This window comes from Pseudomonas sp. FR229a, from assembly GCF_030209115.1.
Classification (GTDB): domain Bacteria; phylum Pseudomonadota; class Gammaproteobacteria; order Pseudomonadales; family Pseudomonadaceae; genus Aquipseudomonas; species Aquipseudomonas moraviensis_A.
Genome location: NZ_JARVSP010000026.1, coordinates 14,049 through 35,465 on the forward strand (window position 1 = coordinate 14,049; position 21,417 = coordinate 35,465).

The following is a 21,417-nucleotide window of genomic DNA, read 5'->3' on the forward strand; positions in this document are numbered from 1 at the left end:
ATCGGACATTGAAGTGACTGGTATACCGCATCGCGAGCAGGCTCACTCCTACAGGGTTTTGTGTTGCGACCGGCAAATCTGCCAAGCGGCTGGCTAGAGCGCGCAAGAAGGCCTAGAATTCCCGCATTGTTTATTCCCCAAGGTAGCCCCGTAATGTCCTTCGCTGAGCAACTGACCCGCCTGCAAGTCTTCCTCGACGCCGACGAGCTGCACGAAGAGGCGCTGGATTACGTCGCCGCCCACGGTTACCTGACCGCACTGTCGATCTGCTCCGAAGACGTCCCCGAGCGCGAGTGGATCGATGCGCTGTTCGCCGAAGAGCCGCATTACAGCGATGAAGCCCAGCGTGCCGAAATCGAAGCCACGCTGATCGGCCTCAAGGCCCACATCGCTCGTCAACTGGCCTCGGATGAAGAATTCGAATTGCCGTGCGAACTGGACCTGGGCGAAGAGCCGGACGATTCCGAACTGCGCGGCTGGTGCATTGGTTTCATGGAAGGCGTGTTCCTGCGCGAAGCGGCCTGGTTCGAAACCGCCGAAGAAGAAGTCAGCGAGATGCTCCTGCCGATCATGGTCGGTTCCGGCCTGTTCGACGAACAACCGGAGTTTGAAGACATCGCCAAGGACGCCAACCTGATGGACGACATGATCGTTCAGATTCCGGAAGCCCTGACCGCGCTGTACCTGCTGTGCCAGGCGCCCGACGAAAAACCGGCGATCCTCAAGCCACGCCACCACTAAGACCTGGCCTATGGACAACCCCATAGGCAACCGCCCCCTGATGTTGCGTTACGTCCTGCTGGCCATCGGCTGGCTCAGCGTGGCATTGGGGGTAATCGGCATTTTCCTGCCGGTCCTGCCCACCACCCCCTTCCTCCTGCTCGCCGCGGCCTGCTTCGCGCGCAGCTCTCCGCGCTTCTATCGCTGGCTGGTCGAACATCCACGGCTGGGTCCATGGATTCGCGACTACCTCGAAGGCAATGGCATTCCACTCAAAGGCAAGGTCTACGCGATCGGGCTGATGTGGGTGAGCATTCTGTTCTCGTGTTATCTGGTGCCCCTGGTTTGGGCTCGAGGGTTCATGTTGACCAGTGCGGTGCTGGTGACGGTTTATATCTTGCGGCAGAAGACGCTGCACAAGCCTTGAACCGTGTTTGAACGAGAGCGAAACAGGGCACCCCGTTAATACCACTCGTCGGATACCCCCACCCACCTGTCAGATCTGACAGGTGCGCTAACCCGTCAATGCAGGTTCAATCACTCCATCACCCGGCTGGAGTGCATTCCCGTGTCGTTAACCATCTCAAGCCTGAATCTCACCTGATTCTCACCGAGTCCGACTGCACCGGTCGTCACCAGAAAACGCCTGAATTCGCTTACAGAGGACTTGCCTGATGCCTTCTCACAAGAACTTCCGCTTCCCTCCCCTCACCGAAGGCACTAACACACTGGCGCTGCGCCCCCTGCTGATTCCGGGGATGGTCGAGCCGGTGCAGGACGGCGATGGCGGGATCAGTATCCAGGTAGCCACCGACGACCCCGATGGCGTGCTGTGCGTCATCAATCCTTATCTGGGCCTCATGAGCGAGAGGGACAGGCTGGATATCTGGTGGAACAACGAGAAAGTGCTCGAACGCTTCGTGAAGGCCGACGAGGTCAATCAGCGGGTGTTCTTCTACTTGCCGACGCCTGAAGAGTCCGGCTGGGTCGAAAACTGCCATTATGTGCTGACCCGAGTGGGTGAAACCGAACCAGACCCGCCGTCGGCATCCTTGCGGGTGCTGATCAAACTGTACAAGCCGGGGAACTTTGACAGGGAACCTCATAAGGAGGACGGCCACTCAGAGTTGAACATCGTGCAACTGCCGCCCGAGCTGGTCGAACAGGGCGTGATAGACGCCGAATGGGCCAAAAATGGCGTGTTGGCGACGGTCCCTCATTATGTGTGTTGCACGCGCAACGACAAGGTCCGTTTACAGCTGGGCGAATACCGGCTTCCGGCGCACCGCATCACGCCGGAGCAAGCCGAAGGTCTGCAGCCGATCGAGATCCTTATTGATCAGGACGCCATTCTCGGCGCCGGTGACGGGCTCAAACGGGAAATCAGATACGACATCAATGACGAAGTCTGGAACTGGGCCGACCGCCACTCCAAACGCACCTACATCGACGTGGACGCCGGGGGCTGGCGCCTGGATCCACCGATCATCAAGGAAGCCGTCAACGGCGTCATTACCATCAGGGATTTGAACAAGCAGCCGGTGACTATTCAGATCTTCGTCAGCAGCCAGTACTTCGGCTTGGGCGACAGCGTGAAAATGACCTTCATCGGCACACCGCCGAATAACGGTGAACCGATCATCTGCAGTGAAACCCGCGACATCGACAACATCCCTTCCGTGCTGGACATCAACGTGCCCTATGAGTTGATCAGGGCCATCGCCCAAGGGCGCGCCGATGCGTCTTACATTCTCTACAAAAAAAACGGGGACGACCCGCTGTCTTCAAAGCGTGCCTTTGCAAGGGTAGAGGGCGACGTCAACATGCTCCCCGAGCCGAACATTCGTGAGCTGATCGGCGATACCCTCGAACCGGACGAGCCTTACGCTACGGTCGACGTGCGCTACGCGATGAAAAATGGCGACCTGATCTGCCTGAGATGGTCTGGCATCAAGTCCGATGGCGACACCTATCTGCATGAGGTTTCCCATATCGTCAGCGAGAACGAAGCCAAGGACGGGCTGGTGACGTTCTACATCGACGCGGAGCACATCAACGTGCTTGAAAACGGCACGCTCGACCTGTTCTACGTGGTGGCAAACGATGCACCTGGCCTCCTCGACATAAGAGAGTCGGAGCGGCTGCTGGCCAGGATTGAAAAGGTCCGCGCGACGCTGCCGGCCCCCGAAGTGGAAGAGGCCGATCCGCCGGGGGATGTGCTGGACCCGTCCAAGGTGTTCGATAAGGTGCATGTGTATATCAGCGAGGCGAAGACCCTCAGGGGCGATATTCTTGCGTATTACTGGCGCAGTCCCAATCCCTTCGCCAGCACCAGCGACTGGTTGCCCATCACCACAGTGACTGAAGGCCAACCTGTACGTTTTCAGGTGGACGCTGAATTCGTGACGCCCAACATTGGCCAGCATGTGAAAGTGCGCTACTCGGTGTTGCGGGCGTCGAACAAACAATACGAGCACTCGGCCACGCTCAATTTGCTCATAGGCGAACTGGTCGGTGAGTTACCGCCGCCCGAGGTGGTGCAGGCACCCGACAAGACGCTCAACCCAATGGATGGGTTGAGCGGCGTAGACATCAACGCCAGTTACTCCAGCATGAACCCGGACCGGGACATGATCCGATTAAAGTGGTTGGGAACGCCCGGCGCGGGCACCTCTGATGATCTGGAGTTGCCGGGCAGCCCCGCAGGCACCGTGCAATTCCATTTACCACCTTCGGTGATTGGCGCCAATATTGCGAGAACGGTGTCGGTTGAATACGAAGTAACCCGCTATACCCTCACAACGCCCTCGCAAATGCTCGACCTGTATGTTTCAGACTTCCAGGACCCCGAAAACGAACTGCCCCACCCGCAAGTACCTCAAGCACAGAACAAAGTCCTGGATCTGATGACATTCAGCGGCGATGCAAAAGCTGTCCTCGCTATATGGCCCTACATTGCACTGAAACAGCGCCTCTGGTTCTACCTGACAGGACAAACAAGTTCAGGCGCGTCCCATACGATCCCGCTAATCACCGGCCAGGAAATAACCTCGACCCAAGTCAGCAGCGGACTCAACGAAACCTTGCCCAGAAGTGAACTGATGAAACTGGGCCACTCCACGCCCGCCACTGTGATTTGCAAAGTGGCATTCGATGGCAGTGAAAAAGAGGACACTGCCTGCATATTTCCACAGTTGCCCCTGACCATCAGAACCCGCTACGACTACGTGCAACCGGTCATCACCGGTGTGACAGACTCGCGGGGCGAGGTGGAAGAAGGCGGCAAAACCCGTGACGAAAAAGTCACCGTCACCGGCACGGCCACGCGTGGCGAAACGGTTGAGCTGTTCGATGGAACGACGACATCAATGGGTACGGCGCCAGTGGACGCCGACAGCACCTGGAGCCGCGAGATCGGCCCATTGACCGAGAAGTCTTACCGCATCAGCGCCAAGGCTCTTTATGACGCCGACCCGGTGTCCAGCGAGCCGCGAACATTCAACGTGAAATTCGCACAGACGCCGGAAATTCTTGTGGTCAGCGATTCACGGGGGGACGTTGCCCATGGGGCAACCACCTATGACAACAGCGTGCTGGTGGCCGGCAGCGCGACGCCAAACCTGCAGATCAAACTGCTGGAGAACAAACAGCCGCTCATTACCCTTGACGTCGACGATAAGGGTGACTGGAACCACCGCCTCAACGATCTGCAAGTTCGCAGCTACAGCCTCACTGCCGAGGCGTTGTACGAGATAGACCCTGCGACCAGTCCGCCGCGGGATTTCGTCGTGGCGCAAGCGGTCACACCGACGATCTCCCGTGTGAGTGACCTGCGCGGTGAAGTCGCCGCCAATGGTACGACCTACTACCGGACCGTCACCCTGACAGGCAAGGCCAGTCCAAACGAAAAGATCATTCTGCTCAATGCCGGTGCGGCCGTCGAAACGGTGAGTGTCAACACCAGCGGCGATTGGCAATATGTTTTCAGCAGCCTGAACCTGAGCACTTACCGCCTGACCGCGAGAGGCGATTACGGCAGCAATCCGGAGTCCAGTCCCCCTCGGGTCTTTACAGTTGCAGCCTTTATTTCACCGACGATTACCACGGTCACCGACTCGGTCGGCACGGTGGGACCGAACGAAACGACCTATGACACCGCAGTGACCGTCAAAGGCGAAGCCACCCCGCGCGAGCAGATCCAGATGTACGACAATGGCGCCCCCGTTGGTACTCCGGTCACCGTCAATGCTGATAAACAATGGACAACGTCTGTCACCGGTCTGGCCATCCGCTCGCACAGCCTGACTGCCTTGGCCATGTATGACGTGGTTCCGGTAGAGAGCCCGGCGAGAGCCTTTAACGTCGCCGCCCACATCGCGCCGACACTGACGTCCGTACATGATGGCGTCAGTGAAGTCGGTAACGGCGGAACAACCAAGAATACCTCGGTCACCTTGCGTGGCAAGGTTACGCCCAACCACGAGGTGCAGGTCTACGACAACAACAATCCTAAGCATACGGTGAGAGCGGTTGGTGACGCATGGAGCACAACGTTGGCAGTCGGTTTGGGGGCGCACTCCGTAAAAGTAAAAGCGGTCAGCACCGGGCAGGATTCAAATTCCCGCAGCTTCAATGTGATCTCTCCAATACCGCCACTGTACTTCAATACAAATCCCGTAACCTTGAGCGGCAGGATCTATCTCATTCCGGGGAGCTCAGTATTGCCAGCCTTCGGCCCAGGCACTTCGGTGCAGCACCAGGCGAGTGGAGGCCAACCTTCCTACGCTTATAGCACCAGTAATGGCAACGTTGCTGCCGTGGATTCGCAAAGTGGACTCGTCACTGCGCGAGGTAACGGCAATGCAACGATTTCGGTAAGGGATCAGGCGGGACAAGGAAAAAGCTATTCGGTGTCGGTAACAGGAGTGACGCAATGTTATGGATTAAGCGCAAACTGGTTGTCCAGGGTAGGTGATGAGGCAAGAAGTCGAGGGCTGAGGTTGCCTTCAATGGGCGAGTTACGAGCAATAAGCAGTGCTTTTGGAAATCGTTGGCCATTGGGTAATTCATTCTACTGGTCTAATGAGTCGATCCTTTATTGGCCCAACCCCAATCCGTACTATCACTGTAGAAATCTGGTTACAGGGGAAGAAAAAACGATTATGAACCTGAATGTAGTACCCGGAGTGGGCATCACACCTTGAGCATTTCAAATGTGGGACCGGGTTTGCACGCGAAGGGGCCATACCTGCCAACAAAAAATCCCCAGCCAAACCCGATGAAGGCGCGCCATTGCGCCAAGGAGGGAATCCTTCACCCTGCTGGCGGCTGCATTGGAGCAGCGGATGGCTACGGCACAGGTAAAACCAATTAACAGAAATACCAAGGCCGCTGCTCCTCGACAGAACTGCGGCCATAAAGGTGTCTCATTGATTACGAGACACCTTCCCTCTACCAAACAATCATTAAAAGCTGTACCGCCACCCCAGATTCACCCCGTAAGGCTGTTCAATATGCTTCCCCTTGGCATAATCCAGGTCGAAGTGCATCTGCCACCGCTCGGACATCGCCACAGCCACCCCCGCCCCAAACTCCGCCCGGGAGCCTGACAAATCGTTGTTGAACACGTTGTTGTTGACTTTCACTTCGTTGTTCGAAGCGAACTCGTGAGCAATCGCCGCACGTACATAAGGCTGGGCAACAGCACCGTCGGCGAAACCGAAGTTTCGCCCCACCGTGGCCCCGGCCTTGCCGAGCAGTGAGCGCATGCGATCGCCGTCGGCGTCCATGTCGTTGTCCAGCGTGTAGTGCTTGCCCTGGATCTGCACCGCCGACAGTTGCGCGAACGGTTCGACGAAGTAGTCGTTGGCCAGTTTGATATGCCGACCGAACTCGGCGGAACCGCCTACACCCCAGTTGTCGTAATCGCCTTTGGTGCGGCTGCCATCGCTCAGGTTGACTTTGGATTCGTTACGAAACCGGTTGAACTTGAGCACGCCGTCGAAGTAGTAACCGGTGTCACTGTCGAGCCACGTGACATAGGGACCGACGTAGTAACTTTTCACCGTACCCGAGGTTCCGCGATTCAGATCCAGATCGGATTCGCTCGTGCCGGCGAGCACCCCGACCAGCACCTGGCTTTCGCCCACCCGCGCATCGGCGCCGAGGGAGAATCCCTGTTGTGTTTGCTGATAACCGACACCTGACCCATCAGCGACGTCGTGTCTGTTGCTGTAAACACGACTCCACCCCCCGCCCTCGCCACCGTTCAAACGCAACTCACCCATACGGCTGCGCAACGACGACAGCTCGCCATACCAGACGGTTGGCGCTGTGTTGAACAAGGCCAGTACCGAGCGCGCGCCCGGGCTGATGACTTCGGTGGTCGGGTCGAGAAACCACTCCTTCGCTCCCCCGTCGATTTCCCGGCTGGCCAAACCGTACGACCAGGTGCCGACATCCACTCTCTGATCGCCGGCCAGCGCAAAGTTCGCTCCATCGCTTGTGCCGGTACGCACTAGCGTCAATTGCTGAGGCGACGCCGCATCCAGCCCCGAAGCCTGCACCGCGAGATCGAACTGCCCCTCTGACTGACCAAGAACATTGAGGAAATCACTCTGCCCGTTGGCAAAATCACCTTTCATCTCAAACGTGCCGTTACCGGCGAGTGTGCCGACCGTAAGTTGATAGTAGGTCGTGGGTGCCTGGGCTGCGCCGAAAGTAACCCGGCCGCCCTCCAGGCGCATTGCGCCAACAGAGTCATTGCCAGTGAGGGTCCAGTTTGAATTGTCATTGATGTTGACGCTGGCGACCTTGTCCAGACGACCGGTGAATTGCGACTGATCCTGCAGAGTGACGTTGGCCGTCGAGCCGTCCTCAACCAGCACGTCTCCGGTCATATCGCCTCGGTCGAAAATGAAATCAGCCGTGCTGGAACCCGTCACTGAAAAGTTACCAATCAACGTACTGTTGCCAACCGTTACAGCCGCGGTCGAAGCCTCTCGAACCGCCAGCAATTGATTATCGCTACCTCGCAAAGTGGAGTTGTTCAGCACCTCGATGCTGACGTTTGCACCACCGGCAACTTCTATCGCCGGCCCATTGCGCCCCTCTACACTGGCACCGTCCAGTACCAGCGCATTGCTGCCTGAAACGGACGAGTCATTGACCATCCGCACACCCGCCCGGTCGCCGCTGATACGAGTACCGTCTGTAGCGTGCACTTCACCGCCGATCATATTCAGGCCGACACTGCCCGCGGCCTGTCCCGTCACTTCACTGCCGATCAGTGTCAGGTTGCTTAACGCGGTTATCTGTATCCCGGCTTCGCCCCCCCTGAATTGACTGTCAGTCGCGGTGACAGTCGACCCTTGCGTCGAAGAGAAAAACCGATTGACCATCATTCCTATCGAGTCGCTGGTGACATCGGCCTGCACAAGATTGCCTTGACTGGCCGTGATGGAAATCCCCTCAATGCCACTTTCAGCATTCACCGTCGCGCCATTGATGTTCAGTGTCGATCCGGAAATCACATTCAGGGTATGAGTCATGGCCTGGGCAAGATTCAGTACTCCGCTATTGCGCACCAGGTAATCAGTGGGCGGCACTGTCGAGTCCACATCCAGCGTACGGTTATCGACGATGACCGCCAACGCGGGTGAACCCAACATAAAAAATGCCGGTATCGCTACCAGCATTCGAAAGCTTCCGGTGGAAGCGACTCTGCGGAATGAAAAGACTTCGAGTTTCATGATTGACTATCCTTCGATTAATTAACTCCGGCAAATTTGTTTGCCAGCCAGACAATTCAGCGTCGAACGATACCGATTGCCACAACCCAACCAACGTAGGATTTTTCTGAAATACGCAGGTGAAAACTCCTTAAATAATTCCTAACAATTTTCCACTGGCTACTCGTTACATATTTGAAAAGGAAGGTACATGCAGTACCTTCCCTGGCGACTTCAGCACTTTTTTAGGGCAGGGGGCATGAACCACCCGACGGATTAACCATATAAACCCTTACCGAATGTTCTGCAGAGGGTGTGTCGCGCCCATCGATAAGAGCCGAGTAGCGAATACCTCCCCACGCGTTTCCCGTGGTCAGGACAGCCGGATCATAGGGGATCCTTACAATGAACCCGTCGGCTGCCTCCTGATCGGAGGGGGTATAGGTAACTTTGGCTTCGGTATCGTCTTTAATTGTACCTGCGGCGTCACTGTAGCCTTGATAAGTGAACGTCAATTCCTGTTCTGCCAATTGAGGCTCGCCCCCCGCCACCAATACTTCGACTACTACGCCGGCAACGTCATGCCTTCGCAAAGACGAGCAATTGAGCAAGCCTAAGTCTTGGTCGAGGTGTTGGAACTTCACTTCCGGGACAACACCTGGACGAATAAGCACATCAACATCGGTCGGCATCGAAACATCGACGTTATCGTTTACAGGGTGGGCGATTACATAATGGGCCTTGATCGGATTACCGTTACCTGCGCCGTCGAAAACGCTCCATTCAACAGTAAATTCCAATTCGGTTGGAAGCGTAGTACCGATTGTTACAACCCCGCCGTCTGCGGCGTCTACCGGCTCACCCTTCCAGTAAAGTTGTACCTCATCATTCTCCTTGGCCCCGGTATAGAGCGGAGCCGTCACAACTACCGGACCAGTGTTATCCGCTTCCCTCAACTGATTTGGAGCCCCGCCAGAGTCGCCTTGTACTGTCACTCTTGGCAGATCGGGGTTAGGGTTGCCTGGCTTGTCTGGATCAATTGGCTCGCCTGGCTTGCGCAAATCCACGCTGATGTTGTTCAGCTCGATCGGAACAAGAGGATGAGGGACACCCTTGCGCTTTATCTGATAACTGGCTGTAACAGTCTTCGGGCCCGCATTGTCGTTGAAGACATTGCGGAAGGGCACATCGACATAAAAGGGAAACCCGGGAATCGTGAGAGCCGACTGTAACTGGCCATCCCAAGTGACTTCCAACTGATCGCCTTCAATAAAGTTGGTGTATTCATCTTTAATCCCGACACCAATCGGCTGCTGAGCATCCGCCAGATCAATCAGGTTATCGCTATACAGGGGAATATCCAGGGGCTGCAAATCTGCTGGTGGATCTGTCAGCGTGACGTTCAAGCGTTTATAAGGTGAATGAAGGCTTTTATTGCCCTTGCGATCCGTCACCTGCCAATAAATAGCCCTTAATCCCTCTTCATCGTCCAGCATTGCCGCGGTCAGTTGAAATTCCAGAGGCGTAGTCAGATCCTTACGAGTAATTGTTCCAATCAACGTCGGCAAAGGTACGGAAGTGCCAATAAAACACTCGACTACATCATCGAGCATGCTGCCGACATATTCCTCAACAGTTATCAGCACATAACCATTATCGTCGAGATATTTTTTAGTGATACCGTCACGCTCTACTTCGGCGGGAACAATGACCTCTGTTATCGGCAGCGGCGCACGTCTGTCAACATTAATCTCCACGGGTGTTACTTTACCGATGTTCCCACCTTGATTGAGGTAGTAGCTCAATTCATGTGGTCCCTCTTTGTCGGTCAGGTTGGCCGGCAGCGTCATAGGGATCAAGAGAATGGTTGAGTTAAGAGGCGTGGTGTAGTTAAATCGCGTTTCCGCCAAGCTCCTGCCATCCCACATCAGATCAATATACCCCGACACGGGGGGATCATCATCTGCTTGTGGAGGCCGAGGCACATTTACTTTTAATGGCAAGCCCTGTAATGAAAGCGGAAGCTGATTTTTATCATCACCTAGAGGAGGCAGCACGGGATTATCAGGGTGTATTTGAGGGGGCTCTGCATCCATCTTCGGGGCTGCAAGACGGATTCGCTTATAATCCAATCGACTTTGCTGTGCAGGGGTGAGTTTTTTATAAACGGTCATTTTATCGCTCCTAGAGAGAACGCCCACGCATACGCAACCACGCAGGCATACGTTTAACACTGGTTAAACTTCTTGCAATTGAAAGGCATTACTCAAGTCAGACACGAAAACGTGAAATTCAGGAACTGCTTATTTCAACAAGCCTGGCAACTTCGCAGACAAGTGTTCTGCAAACTTTTGACCCCATCCGGAATTCTCGCAGGGCGAACCGCAGTAATCCTCGCCCTCCTTCTCGGAACAGACAATACCGCTGGGCAGGGTTCTATTAATAATGACGAGCTCCTCTTTTGAACTGCCCACGCCGCCCTTGGCTTTCTTAAGTGTGTAATGACACAGTGCAGAGCCATCATTCACCATAGGGGCAATCAAACGTTCAAAGTCCGCGACATGCACTTCAAAACCGTCACGCGCTTGCGCCTCGCTCAATATCGTGAGGAACTTGTCTGTCACTCCGGGAATAGGGTCAGAGCCATTCAGTCCTTCAGATCCTTGCCAATGCACAGTCACTTCATCATCTTTGTCGAAGGCGGCATTCCCCTCGATTTTCACCCAGACCCCTTTCCAGAGTCGCGGACATGCACAACAGTCAAGAACACCATCCCTGGTTGCATGTGGAAAGGATGGCTCCTTCAGGTTTTCGATTACCACAATCGATACATTGACTGACGTTGTCAGAGCCCGTTGCAGATTGACGTTGTTGCTGGTCGTGTAATAGACCGGTAATGCAGGGTTATCCCGGTCCTGGTCAATGATCGTCCAGGGAATGGTGAACGGCACGCGCTTACCGGCTACATCACCGGGCTGGACGATATATTGTGCGGCAGGGGTGGTGATTGCTCCCCAGAACAGGCTGATTGTCTGCCCGGCAAGTGGCGCATCAAACAGCGCGAGAATTCCTCCGGCGGGCTCGCCAAAATCATCCGACGTCAGCGTGTTGAGGAGTTTCGAATTAACGCCGTAAATTTCCACTTTTGCCAGATCAGGGTTGAGTAATGCCGGGGCATTGGCATGGTCCTGTCCGGCGAGAGTCAAATCTACCGGGACCCGGGTTTCCAGAGAGGATGGCGTGGTGCCTGAAGGACGCCGCACTCTGTAAGTCACCGAAGCCGTCAAGGGCCCCAGCCCCTTGGCTGTCAGGGCTGACCAAGGCACCGGCACGACCACGGGAAAGCTGGAAGGATCAACCGGCGCCGGCGCTAGCAGTGTGCCATTCCAGTCGAGCAGAATTTCGTTGTCACTGCCTGGATTGTCATAACGATCGATTTCTACCGTCACGGCCCCCTGAGCCACCGCACCTTCACGGGCATGCTGACGGTCAATCAACCCTCGGTCCGACAACGGCACGCGAGGCGGTTTGAGATTTCCGGGCGCCGGGAGCAGATCGACAAACAATTCCAACAGTTCTGATCTGGGGCCTTTATTACCCGACCAGTCTCGTAGACGGTAATAGATATAACGGGTTCCCTGACCCCGATCACGAATGTCCTGTTCGCGCATGGTGATAAACAGTTCGTTACGGTCAATGTCTGTCTGACTGAATTCCTGTTCGTCAATCTCGGTTTCCGAATCGGAAGGTTTATCCGTATCGGTCCAGAAATAAATGGCTCTGTCCCGGGCTTTTATTCCCACATAACTGCGCACTTGAAAACGAACCTGTCCATGTTCCTTCAAGTAGTCGTCGGTAATATTGCCGACGACATCCAGCATTTCCAGCACGGCGGGTTCCTGACCATCATCCGGGGCCACCCGGTCCACAGTAATACGTTTTTTCTCGGACTCAGCAGGGTTGCCCCCCTGGATCAGGATGTAAGACAGGTCGTAGATGCCATTGTCCAAATAGTCTCTGGGCACTGATACGATCTTGTTCCCAGGGTCGATGGGAACTGGAAATTTAAATTCATTGACTTCGCGAAAGGCATCCCCAAAAGGGCGGAATCCCACTTTGATCACATCAGGTCCGAGAGTAGGATCGGTTGAGAAGTTCCACTCTGGAACAATCAACTGCAGATCACGGTTCAACTCCGTACGCGGCAACAGTCCGTCGGGACTCTCTGCACCGTGTTCGTCCTTGAGAATGACCGGCACTTGCGGAACCGGCAAAGCGGTGACCCCTGATGGTTGCGGATTTGCACTGTGCGGGCCTTGTGTGTGTTCCGGGGGCTGCATGTAGGACGCTCCGCGACAATTGATCAAACGCTGGTGTGCGGGTATCGACACGTTGATACCGCTGCTGCATGGGTTCGATTTAATGCGCAATGGCGGGTGCTGCCTACTGTCAGAAATTACAGGTTTCGCTACCGCTTGTCGGAATTAGCTCCCGGCTTAGTCCCATTAAACGGAATGTTTGTCAGTTGTCTCGCAGACGGGGATTTCGAGCTACACGACCTTGCTTCACTGCCTGCAGCTACGCCAGAATCCGCCGGCTGTGCGCTTGGGGGACGGATTATATTGAGGGTCGGTCGCTGACGAATCAGTGATCGGATTTGACCGTCCGCCCAACATCAGGGCGCATCAGCCTGCTCGCGAAGACTGACGGAATACAACGCCTTGCCTTCAGGCAGAAAAAACCCGCCGCCCCGGTTGAACGGGACGGCGGGTTTTGTCGTTTAAAACTGCGCTTACACCGTATCCACCTTCAACGAATGATCATTGAGCATCCCGCTGATGATCGTCGCCGTGTCATGCCCGCCAGCCACCATCCCACCCGCCCCCGGCGTCACGCCGTAGTGGCTGGCGAGGTTGACGCCAGCGAGGTCGATGGTCTGGTTCGGCGTGGCGCCGGCCATGGCGCTGATGTCGATGCTGGTCATCACCGAAGCACCACTGCCGCTGACGGTGAAGTGCAGGTAGTCGTCCAGCGACGCGGTGCTGGCGTTTTCGCCTTGCAGCAGTTGCGACAGGTCGAGCTTGTCGGTGCCGGGGGTGAAGTCGGTGATCAGGTCGTGGCCGCTGTTGCCCTTGAGCCACTGGAAGGTGTCGGCCCCTGCCCCGCCCGTCAGTGTATTGTTGCCCATGCCACCGATCAGCAAGTCATCGCCAGCGCCACCGTTGAGGAAGTCGTTGCCGAGGCCACCGTTGATCACGTTGTTGTTGCCGTCGCCGGTGAGGCTGTCGTTGAAGTTTGAGCCGAGCAGGTTTTCGATGCCGGTCAGCGTATCGGTACCAGCGCCGAGGGTGTTTTGCGCACCGAGCAGGCCGAGGTTGACGGTTACTGCGGCCGTGGCGTGGGCGTAGCTGGCGGTATCGCTGCCGGTGCCACCGTCGAGCAGGTCATTGCCGGCGCCGCTGTAGAGCAAATCGTTGCCTGCGCCGCCGTGCATTTCGTTGTTGCCGGATCCGCCGCTGAGCACGTCGTTGCCATCGCCGGCATTGATCACGTTGTTGCCGCTGCCCGCCACCAAGACATCGTCGCCAGCCGTGCCGGTCAGGGTGTGGCCGTCCTGATAGCTGATGCTGACGTTGGCCGTGTCGCTGCCGCCGTGGTTGTCGTTGGCGGTGTAAGTGCCGTGATAGTCCGGCGTAATGTCATGGGCCCCGGCGTAGTTGAGGGTCATGGTCAGTTGATAGTTTTCCCCCGCGTTCGGGTTGCCGGTGCCCGTAGGATTGGCAATGTTGGTGATGTGGATCTGATAGATACCATCGGCCGACGCGGTCAGGGTTTGCCCGTCCGCCAGTGCCATCCAGGCGCCGCCGTTGAGCGAGTACTCCATGCCGACATGACCGGCAGCGAGGTTGTGATCCAGATTGAGGGTTTCGCCCTGACGCAGGTGGACGGTGATGCGGTCTTCATCGTTGGCGTTGCTGTTGCTCACCATGCCGAGATAACCGCTGACTACCAGCACGGCGGTCATGGTCGCGGCATTGGCGCTGAAGGCGCTGCGCACATTGGCCAGGTTCTGGTTGGCCGAGTTATTGGTCTGCCCGGTGAAGCCGATCAGGCCACTGCCGGTGAAGTCCGCCGCTTTTGACACCCACCCGGTGTTGAAACTGGTTGGCGTGGCGCTGAGGGCGTCGCCGTTCGGATCGGTGTCGTTGGCCAGCAACAGCTCGCCCGGCACCACGATGTTGCCCGAGAGCACGTTGGTGATGACGTGATCGTCCATCGCCACCGGCGGCGCGTTGGGAATCACTTTCACCGTCAGCGTGGAGCTGGCGAGGTCGCCGTCGTTGTCGCTGACGCTGAAGCCGATGTTTTCGGTGATCACCACGGCGGTGGTTTTCTGCGAGGTGTAGCTGTATTCGCCGGTATCCAGGTTGATCACCAGCGTGCCACTGTTGTTGGTGGCGATGCTGACGGTGTTGTTCGCCGTGTTGAAGGTGCCGTGGTTGGCGCCGCCGCTCGCGGTCAACGACCCCTGGCCACCGAGGGCTTTTGGATCGTAGGTGTAGGTGGTGCCGTCGACCATGATGGATTTGATGAAACCGCCATCGGCGCCGAACGAACCGCCCTCGCCCAGCAGCGAACCGGTGACCGGCGCGCCCTGCACGGTGCCGGACAATACCGAGTTGAGCTGGTTGAGATCGGTGACCACCACCGCATTGGTGTTGGTGTGGCTGATACCGTCGTATGCCAGCGGATCGAGGTAGGCGTTGCTCACACCGTTGCCCAAGCCAATGGCGTAGTTCTTGATGTTGTTGGCATCGAGGAAGTTTTTCAGCGCGGCTTCGTCAGCGCTGCCGATGTCGCCCTCGTTGGGCTTGCCGTCGGAGAAGAAGTAGCCGACGTTTTGCGCCCCGGTAAGTTTGCCTGAGGTGTTGAACGCGTTCTGCATCACCGCCACGGCAGCGTCGTAGTTGGTGCCGCCGCCGGCATTCAGACCCGCAAGCAGCGTCTTGGCGGTGGCGACATCGACCCACACCGTGGTGCGGTCGGCGGCATTGCTGCTGAACGTCACCAACTGCACTTTCACATCGCCCAGATCATCGTACTTGTCGAGCAGGGCACCAATGGCCTGCTTGGCCAGCGCCAGCCGCGACAGACCAGATACACCGGAGGCATCGGCCATGCTGCCGGAGATGTCGAGGACGATGAGCACGTTGGAATCGATCTCCACCGCCGTCACCGAACGATCCGAGGCAACGGCTTTCGGCACATCGTCGACGATGTTCACCACGAGGGTGCTGGTGGTGGCGTTGCCCAGCGCATCGGTGGCTTTGTAGGTGAACGTTTCGCTCAGGGTGTTCGGCCCGTCGTTGGCGTTCGGCGCGGTTTTCGGCGCCGAGGTCAGCGTATAGGTGTAGGTACCGTCGGCGTTGAGCTGCAGTTGTCCGTAGCTGCCGGTGGCGTTGCCGACCAACGTGTACGTAATCGCGCCGCTGCCGCCGCTGACCGAACCGACCAGCGTGCCGGAGGCGGTTTCGCCGGTATTGCCCGGATCACTGCCGGTGACTGTGCCGGGGGCGAGATCCAGGCCATCCTTGCTCAGGTCGAGGGCTTTTTCGTAGACGGTGACGTCGGTGTCGCTGACGGCAGTCAGGCAACTGTTGTGCACGTCGATGGTGATCGTCGTGGTGCTTTCGTCGCCATCGGCATCGCGCACGGTGTAGGTGAACACATCCACCGCGCCCGGGCCGTTCACCACATTGGGATTGCTGTGATAGACCGCGTTGCCGTTGGCATCCAGGGTCAGATAGCCGTAGGTGCCGTTGATCTGCGAATTGAGTCCGCCGATGGCCGACGTCGAGGTGTCGGCACCGGCGCGCACGCCGACCACTGCGCCTGTGGCCGCCGGGCCGTCAGCACCGCCGATGTCGTTGTCCAGCACATTGCCGCTGACGGTGCCGCCCTCCGCCACCGAAGCGGCATCCGCGTGCGCGGTCGGTAGGTCATCGACGATATTGACGTTGATCTGACCGCTGGACGTGCTGCCATCGGTGTCCGTGCCGACCACGTCGAAGTTCTCGCTGAGGCTATTGGCACCGTTGGCGTTCGGATGGGCTTCGTTGTCGGCGAGGGTGTAGCTGTAACTGACCACACCGGTAGCCGGGTCGTAACCAGTGATGGTGAAGGTGCTGCCCAGCGGCGAGACCACGGACTGCGGCAAACCGGCGGCGACGCCGTTGCTGATCACGGCAATACCGCCGACCGTCAGGGTTTGCAGGCCATCGAGAGCGGTCACGGTGAAGCTGCCGCTCTGGGTCAGCGCCGAGGCATTGGGAGTGCTGCCGTCGCTGAGGTTTTTCTCGTAGACGCTGAGCTCGCCGCCCTTCACGTTTAGGCCATCGAGGCACACCGGATCGTCGTTGTTGTGGATGTTCAGCACCAGGTTGGCGGTGCTGGTGTCACCGTCGGAGTCGGTGATGGTGTAGGCGAAGGTTTCCGTGCCGTTGCCGCCGCCGTGGAGGTTTTTGAAGTCAGCGTCGTTGGCATCCAGCGTGTAGGTGTAAGTGCCGTTGGCGTTGAGTACCAGCGTGCCGTAGGTGCCGGTGAAGGTGCCGGCGGTCACCGGGCCACTGGCGACGCGGTCGGCGCCTTGCACGTCGTTGTCGAGGACGTTGCCGGTCAGGGTCAACTGGGCTTCGGTCGCGTTATTGGCGTTGCTGTCGTTCAGCGCTTTCGGCACGTCATCGACGATGCTCACAACGATGCTGCTGGTGACGACGTTACCCAGCGAATCGGTCGCCTGATAGGTGAAGGTTTCGCTCAGGCTATTGGCGCCGTCGTCGGCATGCGGCGTGGTCGTCGCGGGTGAAGTCAGGGTGTAGGTGTAAGTGCCATTGGCATTGAGAACGATCTGTCCGTAATTGCCGGTGGCGCTGCCGACCAGCGCATAGCTGATCGCGCCGACCGCGCCAGTGACCGAGCCGACCAGCGTGCCGGAGGCGGTTTCACCAGTACTGTTCGGATCGCTGCCGACCACACTGCCCGCCGCCAGATCCTGGCCGTCCCTGTTCAGGTCGAGGGCTTTTTCGTAGACGGTGACGTCGGTGTCGCTGACCGCTTTCAGGCAGCTGTTGTAGACATCGATGGTGATCGTCGTAGTGCTTTCATCACCATCGGCATCGCGCACGGTGTAGGTGAATATGTCCACCGCGCCTGGGCCGTTCACCGTGTTGGGATTGCTGTGATAAACCGCGTTGCCGTTGGCATCCAGGGTGAGGTAGCCGTAGGTGCCGTTGATCTGCGAATTGAGTCCACCGATGGCCGACGTCGAGGTGTCGGCACCGGCGCGCACGCCGACCACTGCACCGGTGACCGCCGGGCCATCCGCGCCGCCGATATCGTTGTTGAGCACATTGCCGCTGACGGTGCCGCCCTCCGTCACCGAAGCCGCGTCTGCATGGGCGGTCGGCAAATCGTCGACGATGTTGACGTTGATCTGGCCACTGGCGGTGCTGCCATCGGTGTCGGTCGCGACGACGTCGAAGTTTTCGGTGAGGCTGTTGGCGCCGTTGGCGGTTGGATGGGCTTCGTTGTCGGCCAGGCTGTAGCTGTAACTGACCACGCCGGTCACCGGATCATAACCGGTGATGGTCAAGGTGCTGCCCAGCGGCGTGATCACCGATTGCGGGAAACCTGCGGCCACGCCATTAGTGATCACCGCGATGCCGCCGACCGTGAGGGTCTGCAGACCATCGAGGGCGCTGACGGTGAAGGTGCCGTTCTGGGTCAGCGCGGGCGTGTCGGGGCTGGTGCCGTCGCCGAGGTTTTTCTCGTAGACGGTGAGCTCGCCACCGTTGACGTCGAGGCCATTGAGCAGCACCGGATCGTCGTTGTTATGAATTTGCAGAACAAGGTTGGCGCTGCTGGTATCGCCGTCGGCATCGGTGATGGTGTAGGCGAAGGTTTCGGTGCCGTTGCCACCGCCGTGCAGGTTTTTGAAATCGGCGTCGTTGGTGTTCAGGGTGTAGGTGTAGGTGCCGTCAGCGTTGAGAACCAAAGTGCCGTAAGTACCGGTGAAGGTGCCGGGCGTGACTGGGCCGGTGGGCACCCGGTCAGCGCCTTGTATGTCATTGGTCAGGACGTTGCCAGTCAAGGTCAATTGGCTTTCTGACGCGGTGCCGTTGCTGTCGTCGATGGCTTTCGGCAGGTCGTCGACGATGTTGACGTCGAGGGTGCCAGTGGCCGTCGTGCCGTTGTCATCGACTACCGTGACCGCGAATTGCTCGGGCAGATTATTCGCGCCGTTGGCATCCGGATGCGCCTCGTTGTCGGCCAGGGTGTAGCTGTAACTGACCACACCGGTTGCCGCGTTGAAACCGGTGATGGTCAGCGTGCTGCCCAGTGGCGTGGTGATCGATTGCGGAAAGCCTGCGGCCACGCCATTGGTGACCACGGCGATACCGCCGACGGTCAGCGTGGTGACGCCGTCGAGTGCGGTGATGGTGAACGTGCCGTTTTGCGTCAGCGCACCAGCATCCGGAGTGCTGCCATCGCCGAGGTTTTTCTCGTAAACCGTCAGCTCGCCACCAGCGACGTTCAGGCCATCGATGGTCACCGGGTCGTCGTTGTTATGAATCTGCAGAACCAGATTGGCGCTGCTGGTATCGCCATCGGCATCGGTGATGGTGTAGGCGAAAGTCTCGGTGCCGTTGCCGCCGCCGTGCAGGTTTTTGAAATCGGCGTCGTTGGTATTGAGGGTGTAGGTGTAGGTGCCGTCGGCGTTCAGAACCAAAGTGCCGAAAGTACCGGTAAATGTTCCGGGGGTGACCGGGCCGCTCGGTACGCGGTCGGCGCCTTGCACGTCGTTGGTCAGGACATTGCCGGTCAGGGTCAATTGGCTTTCTGACGCGGTGCCGTTGCTGTCGTCGATGGCTTTCGGCAGGTCGTCGACGATGTTGACGTCGAGGGTGCCGGTGGCCGTCGTGCCGTTGTCATCGACTACCGTGACCGCGAATTGCTCGGGCAGATTATTCGCGCCGTTGGCATTCGGATGGGCTTCGTTATCCGCCAGGGTGTAGCTGTAGCTGACCACGCCGGTTGCAGCGTTGAAACCGGTGATGGTGAGCGTGCTGCCCAGTGGCGTGGTGATCGATTGCGGAAAGCCTGCGGCCACGCCATTGGTGACCACGGCGATACCGCCGACGGTCAGCGTGGTGACGCCATCGAGCGCGGTGATGGTGAACGTGCCGTTTTGCGTCAGCGCACCGGCATCCGGAGCGCTGCCATCGCCGAGGTTTTTCTCGTAAACCGTCAGCTCGCCACCAGCGACGTTCAGGCCATCGATAGTCACCGGGTCGTCGTTGTTGTGAATCTGCAGAACCAGATTGGCGCTGCTGGTATCGCCGTCGGCATCGGTGATGGTGTAGGCGAAAGTCTCGGTGCCGTTGCCGCCGCCGTGCAGGTTTTTGAAATCGGCATCGCTGATATTGAGCGTATAGGTGTAGGTGCCGTCGGCGTTGAGAACCAAAGTGCCGTAAGTACCGGTGAAGGTGCCGGGCGTGACTGGGCCGGTGGGTACGCGATCAGCGCCTTGTATGTCGTTGATGAGGACATTGCCGGTCAGGGTCAGCAAGGTTTCCGAGGCAACGCCGTTGGCGTCGTCAAACGCTTTGGGCACGTCGTCGGTGATATTCACGTCCAGCGTGCCAGTGGCGCTGTCGCCATTGCTGTCGGTGGCGATCACGGTGAACTGTTCGCTGAGGTTGTTCACGCCATCGCCGGCCGCATGGGTCTCGTTGCCGGTGAGGGTGTAGCTGTAGCTGACCGTGCCGGTCGCCGGGTTGTAGCCGGTGATGGTCAGGGTGTTGCCGAGCTGCGTGGTGATCGACTGGGGAAAGCCGATCGGCACGCCGCCAACGATGACGTTGATGCCGCCGATGCTCAGGCTGTTCAAGCCATCCGGTGCCGAGACGGTGAAGCTGCCACTCTGGGTCAGAGCGCCCGGATTGGCCGCTGTACCGTCAGGCAGATTGGCTTCATTGAGGTTCAGCTCGCCGCCCGCTGCGTCAAGGCCATTGAGGATGACCGGGTTGTTCACCGGTGGTGGTGGCACCACGATCGGCGCTGGGGTGTCGTCGCCAGTGTCGTTGTCCGCGTCGCGGCGATAATCGGGAAATTCGGGAATGCCATTGAAACCGGCAGTTGGGAAACCGATCACCGGATCGACCCGGCCGCCGACTTCGGTCAGCAGAACGAAGCTGTGCCCACCGCCCAGTTCACCGGTATTGCCGGTGGGCGCATTGGGGCCGGCAGCGGTGGCTTCGGCGGTTTTACTCGGGTCTTCACCGGCGGCGATGGCTCTCTGGATCTGCTCGACATCGGTCAGTTGCGCCTGGCTCGGGGTCTGCGCTTCGTCGACGTTCACCGGCACAGCCTGATCGGCCAGCAGTTGCCCGGTCATGGTGATGCTGCTGCCACGGCCGAGGGTCAATTCCTCGCCATTTTGCAGCTTCACCGCCACCGCGCCTTCCGCGCCGGTGATCAGTTGATCGCCGGCGTACAAACGATCGCCTTCGAACAGCGGACGTTTGATGCCATCGCTCGCCTGAGCGAACACCTGACCAATGACTTTTGTGACCGTACCGATGAGCGTTGCCATGTGAAATCCTCCGCTGCCGACCACCGTCGGCACTCGTTCGCGAAGCAGCCCATGGCTCAATCGGGTTGCCGGGGGCGACGCTCGCACCCTCGACAGTTCGTTTCGCAGGCCCGTTTTGAAGAGAATTGTCAGCGCTATCAAGCACTTGCCAACCCTGTTCAATTCATCGACCCACTAGCGCTACGTAACGGCGGTGACTCACCCAAGTGACAAAAATCTGTCGCTCATTTGCCGCTACGCGTCCCTCCCCTTCAGCAGTACTTCGCAGTGTCTCGCAAAGTGAATGGAACTTTCCTCAAGCCTTATCGAGCT

At 58.1% G+C, this 21,417-nt stretch carries 7 protein-coding genes; 3 read left to right on the forward strand and 4 right to left on the reverse strand.

Annotation, left to right across the window (positions count from 1 at the left end; genetic code table 11):
* The first annotated feature begins 153 nt into the window (after nucleotides 1–153).
* The 3 genes from QRN33_RS21695 to QRN33_RS21705 all read left to right on the forward strand — a co-directional run bounded on the left by QRN33_RS21695 (nucleotide 154) and on the right by QRN33_RS21705 (nucleotide 5,924).
* Nucleotides 154–741 carry a UPF0149 family protein gene (locus QRN33_RS21695; RefSeq protein ID WP_042607482.1) on the forward strand — a complete coding sequence of 196 codons (588 nt, stop codon included), beginning with the start codon at nucleotides 154–156 and terminating at the stop codon, nucleotides 739–741.
* Between the two features lie 10 nt (nucleotides 742–751).
* Nucleotides 752–1,147 carry a YbaN family protein gene (locus QRN33_RS21700; RefSeq protein ID WP_042607481.1) on the forward strand — a complete coding sequence of 132 codons (396 nt, stop codon included), beginning with the start codon at nucleotides 752–754 and terminating at the stop codon, nucleotides 1,145–1,147.
* A 247-nt stretch (nucleotides 1,148–1,394) separates the two neighbouring features.
* On the forward strand, nucleotides 1,395–5,924 hold the full coding sequence (locus QRN33_RS21705; RefSeq protein ID WP_285410034.1) for an immunoglobulin-like domain-containing protein: 4,530 nt from the start codon (nucleotides 1,395–1,397) through the stop codon (nucleotides 5,922–5,924).
* A gap of 261 nt (nucleotides 5,925–6,185) precedes the next feature.
* Here the strand turns inward: QRN33_RS21705 and QRN33_RS21710 are convergent, their stop codons facing one another.
* The 4 genes from QRN33_RS21710 to QRN33_RS21725 form a co-directional block, all read right to left on the reverse strand.
* Nucleotides 6,186–8,471, reverse strand: a complete 2,286-nt coding sequence (locus tag QRN33_RS21710; protein ID WP_285410036.1) for an autotransporter outer membrane beta-barrel domain-containing protein — start codon at nucleotides 8,469–8,471, stop codon at nucleotides 6,186–6,188.
* Between the two features lie 224 nt (nucleotides 8,472–8,695).
* Entirely contained in the window at nucleotides 8,696–10,624 is a 1,929-nt protein-coding gene (locus tag QRN33_RS21715) for a hypothetical protein (RefSeq protein WP_285410037.1), read from the reverse strand.
* 129 nt (nucleotides 10,625–10,753) lie between these two features.
* Complete coding sequence (locus tag QRN33_RS21720) at nucleotides 10,754–12,790, reverse strand: hypothetical protein (protein ID WP_285410038.1); 2,037 nt, start codon at nucleotides 12,788–12,790, stop codon at nucleotides 10,754–10,756.
* Nucleotides 12,791–13,242: 452 nt separating this feature from the next.
* Complete coding sequence (locus QRN33_RS21725; RefSeq protein WP_285410040.1) at nucleotides 13,243–21,105, reverse strand: retention module-containing protein; 7,863 nt, start codon at nucleotides 21,103–21,105, stop codon at nucleotides 13,243–13,245.
* Nucleotides 21,106–21,417: the final 312 nt, after the last annotated feature.

What these genes read in the sequence shown, in the direction of transcription:
- QRN33_RS21695 (WP_042607482.1), top strand. Translation starts at nt 154, where the DNA reads ATGTCCTTCGCTGAGCAACTGACCCGCCTGCAAGTCTTCCTCGACGCC.
- QRN33_RS21700 (WP_042607481.1), top strand. Translation starts at nt 752, where the DNA reads ATGGACAACCCCATAGGCAACCGCCCCCTGATGTTGCGTTACGTCCTG.
- QRN33_RS21705 (WP_285410034.1), top strand. Translation starts at nt 1,395, where the DNA reads ATGCCTTCTCACAAGAACTTCCGCTTCCCTCCCCTCACCGAAGGCACT.
- QRN33_RS21710 (WP_285410036.1), bottom strand. Translation starts at nt 8,471, where the DNA reads ATGAAACTCGAAGTCTTTTCATTCCGCAGAGTCGCTTCCACCGGAAGC.
- QRN33_RS21715 (WP_285410037.1), bottom strand. Translation starts at nt 10,624, where the DNA reads ATGACCGTTTATAAAAAACTCACCCCTGCACAGCAAAGTCGATTGGAT.
- QRN33_RS21720 (WP_285410038.1), bottom strand. Translation starts at nt 12,790, where the DNA reads ATGCAGCCCCCGGAACACACACAAGGCCCGCACAGTGCAAATCCGCAA.
- QRN33_RS21725 (WP_285410040.1), bottom strand. Translation starts at nt 21,105, where the DNA reads ATGGCAACGCTCATCGGTACGGTCACAAAAGTCATTGGTCAGGTGTTC.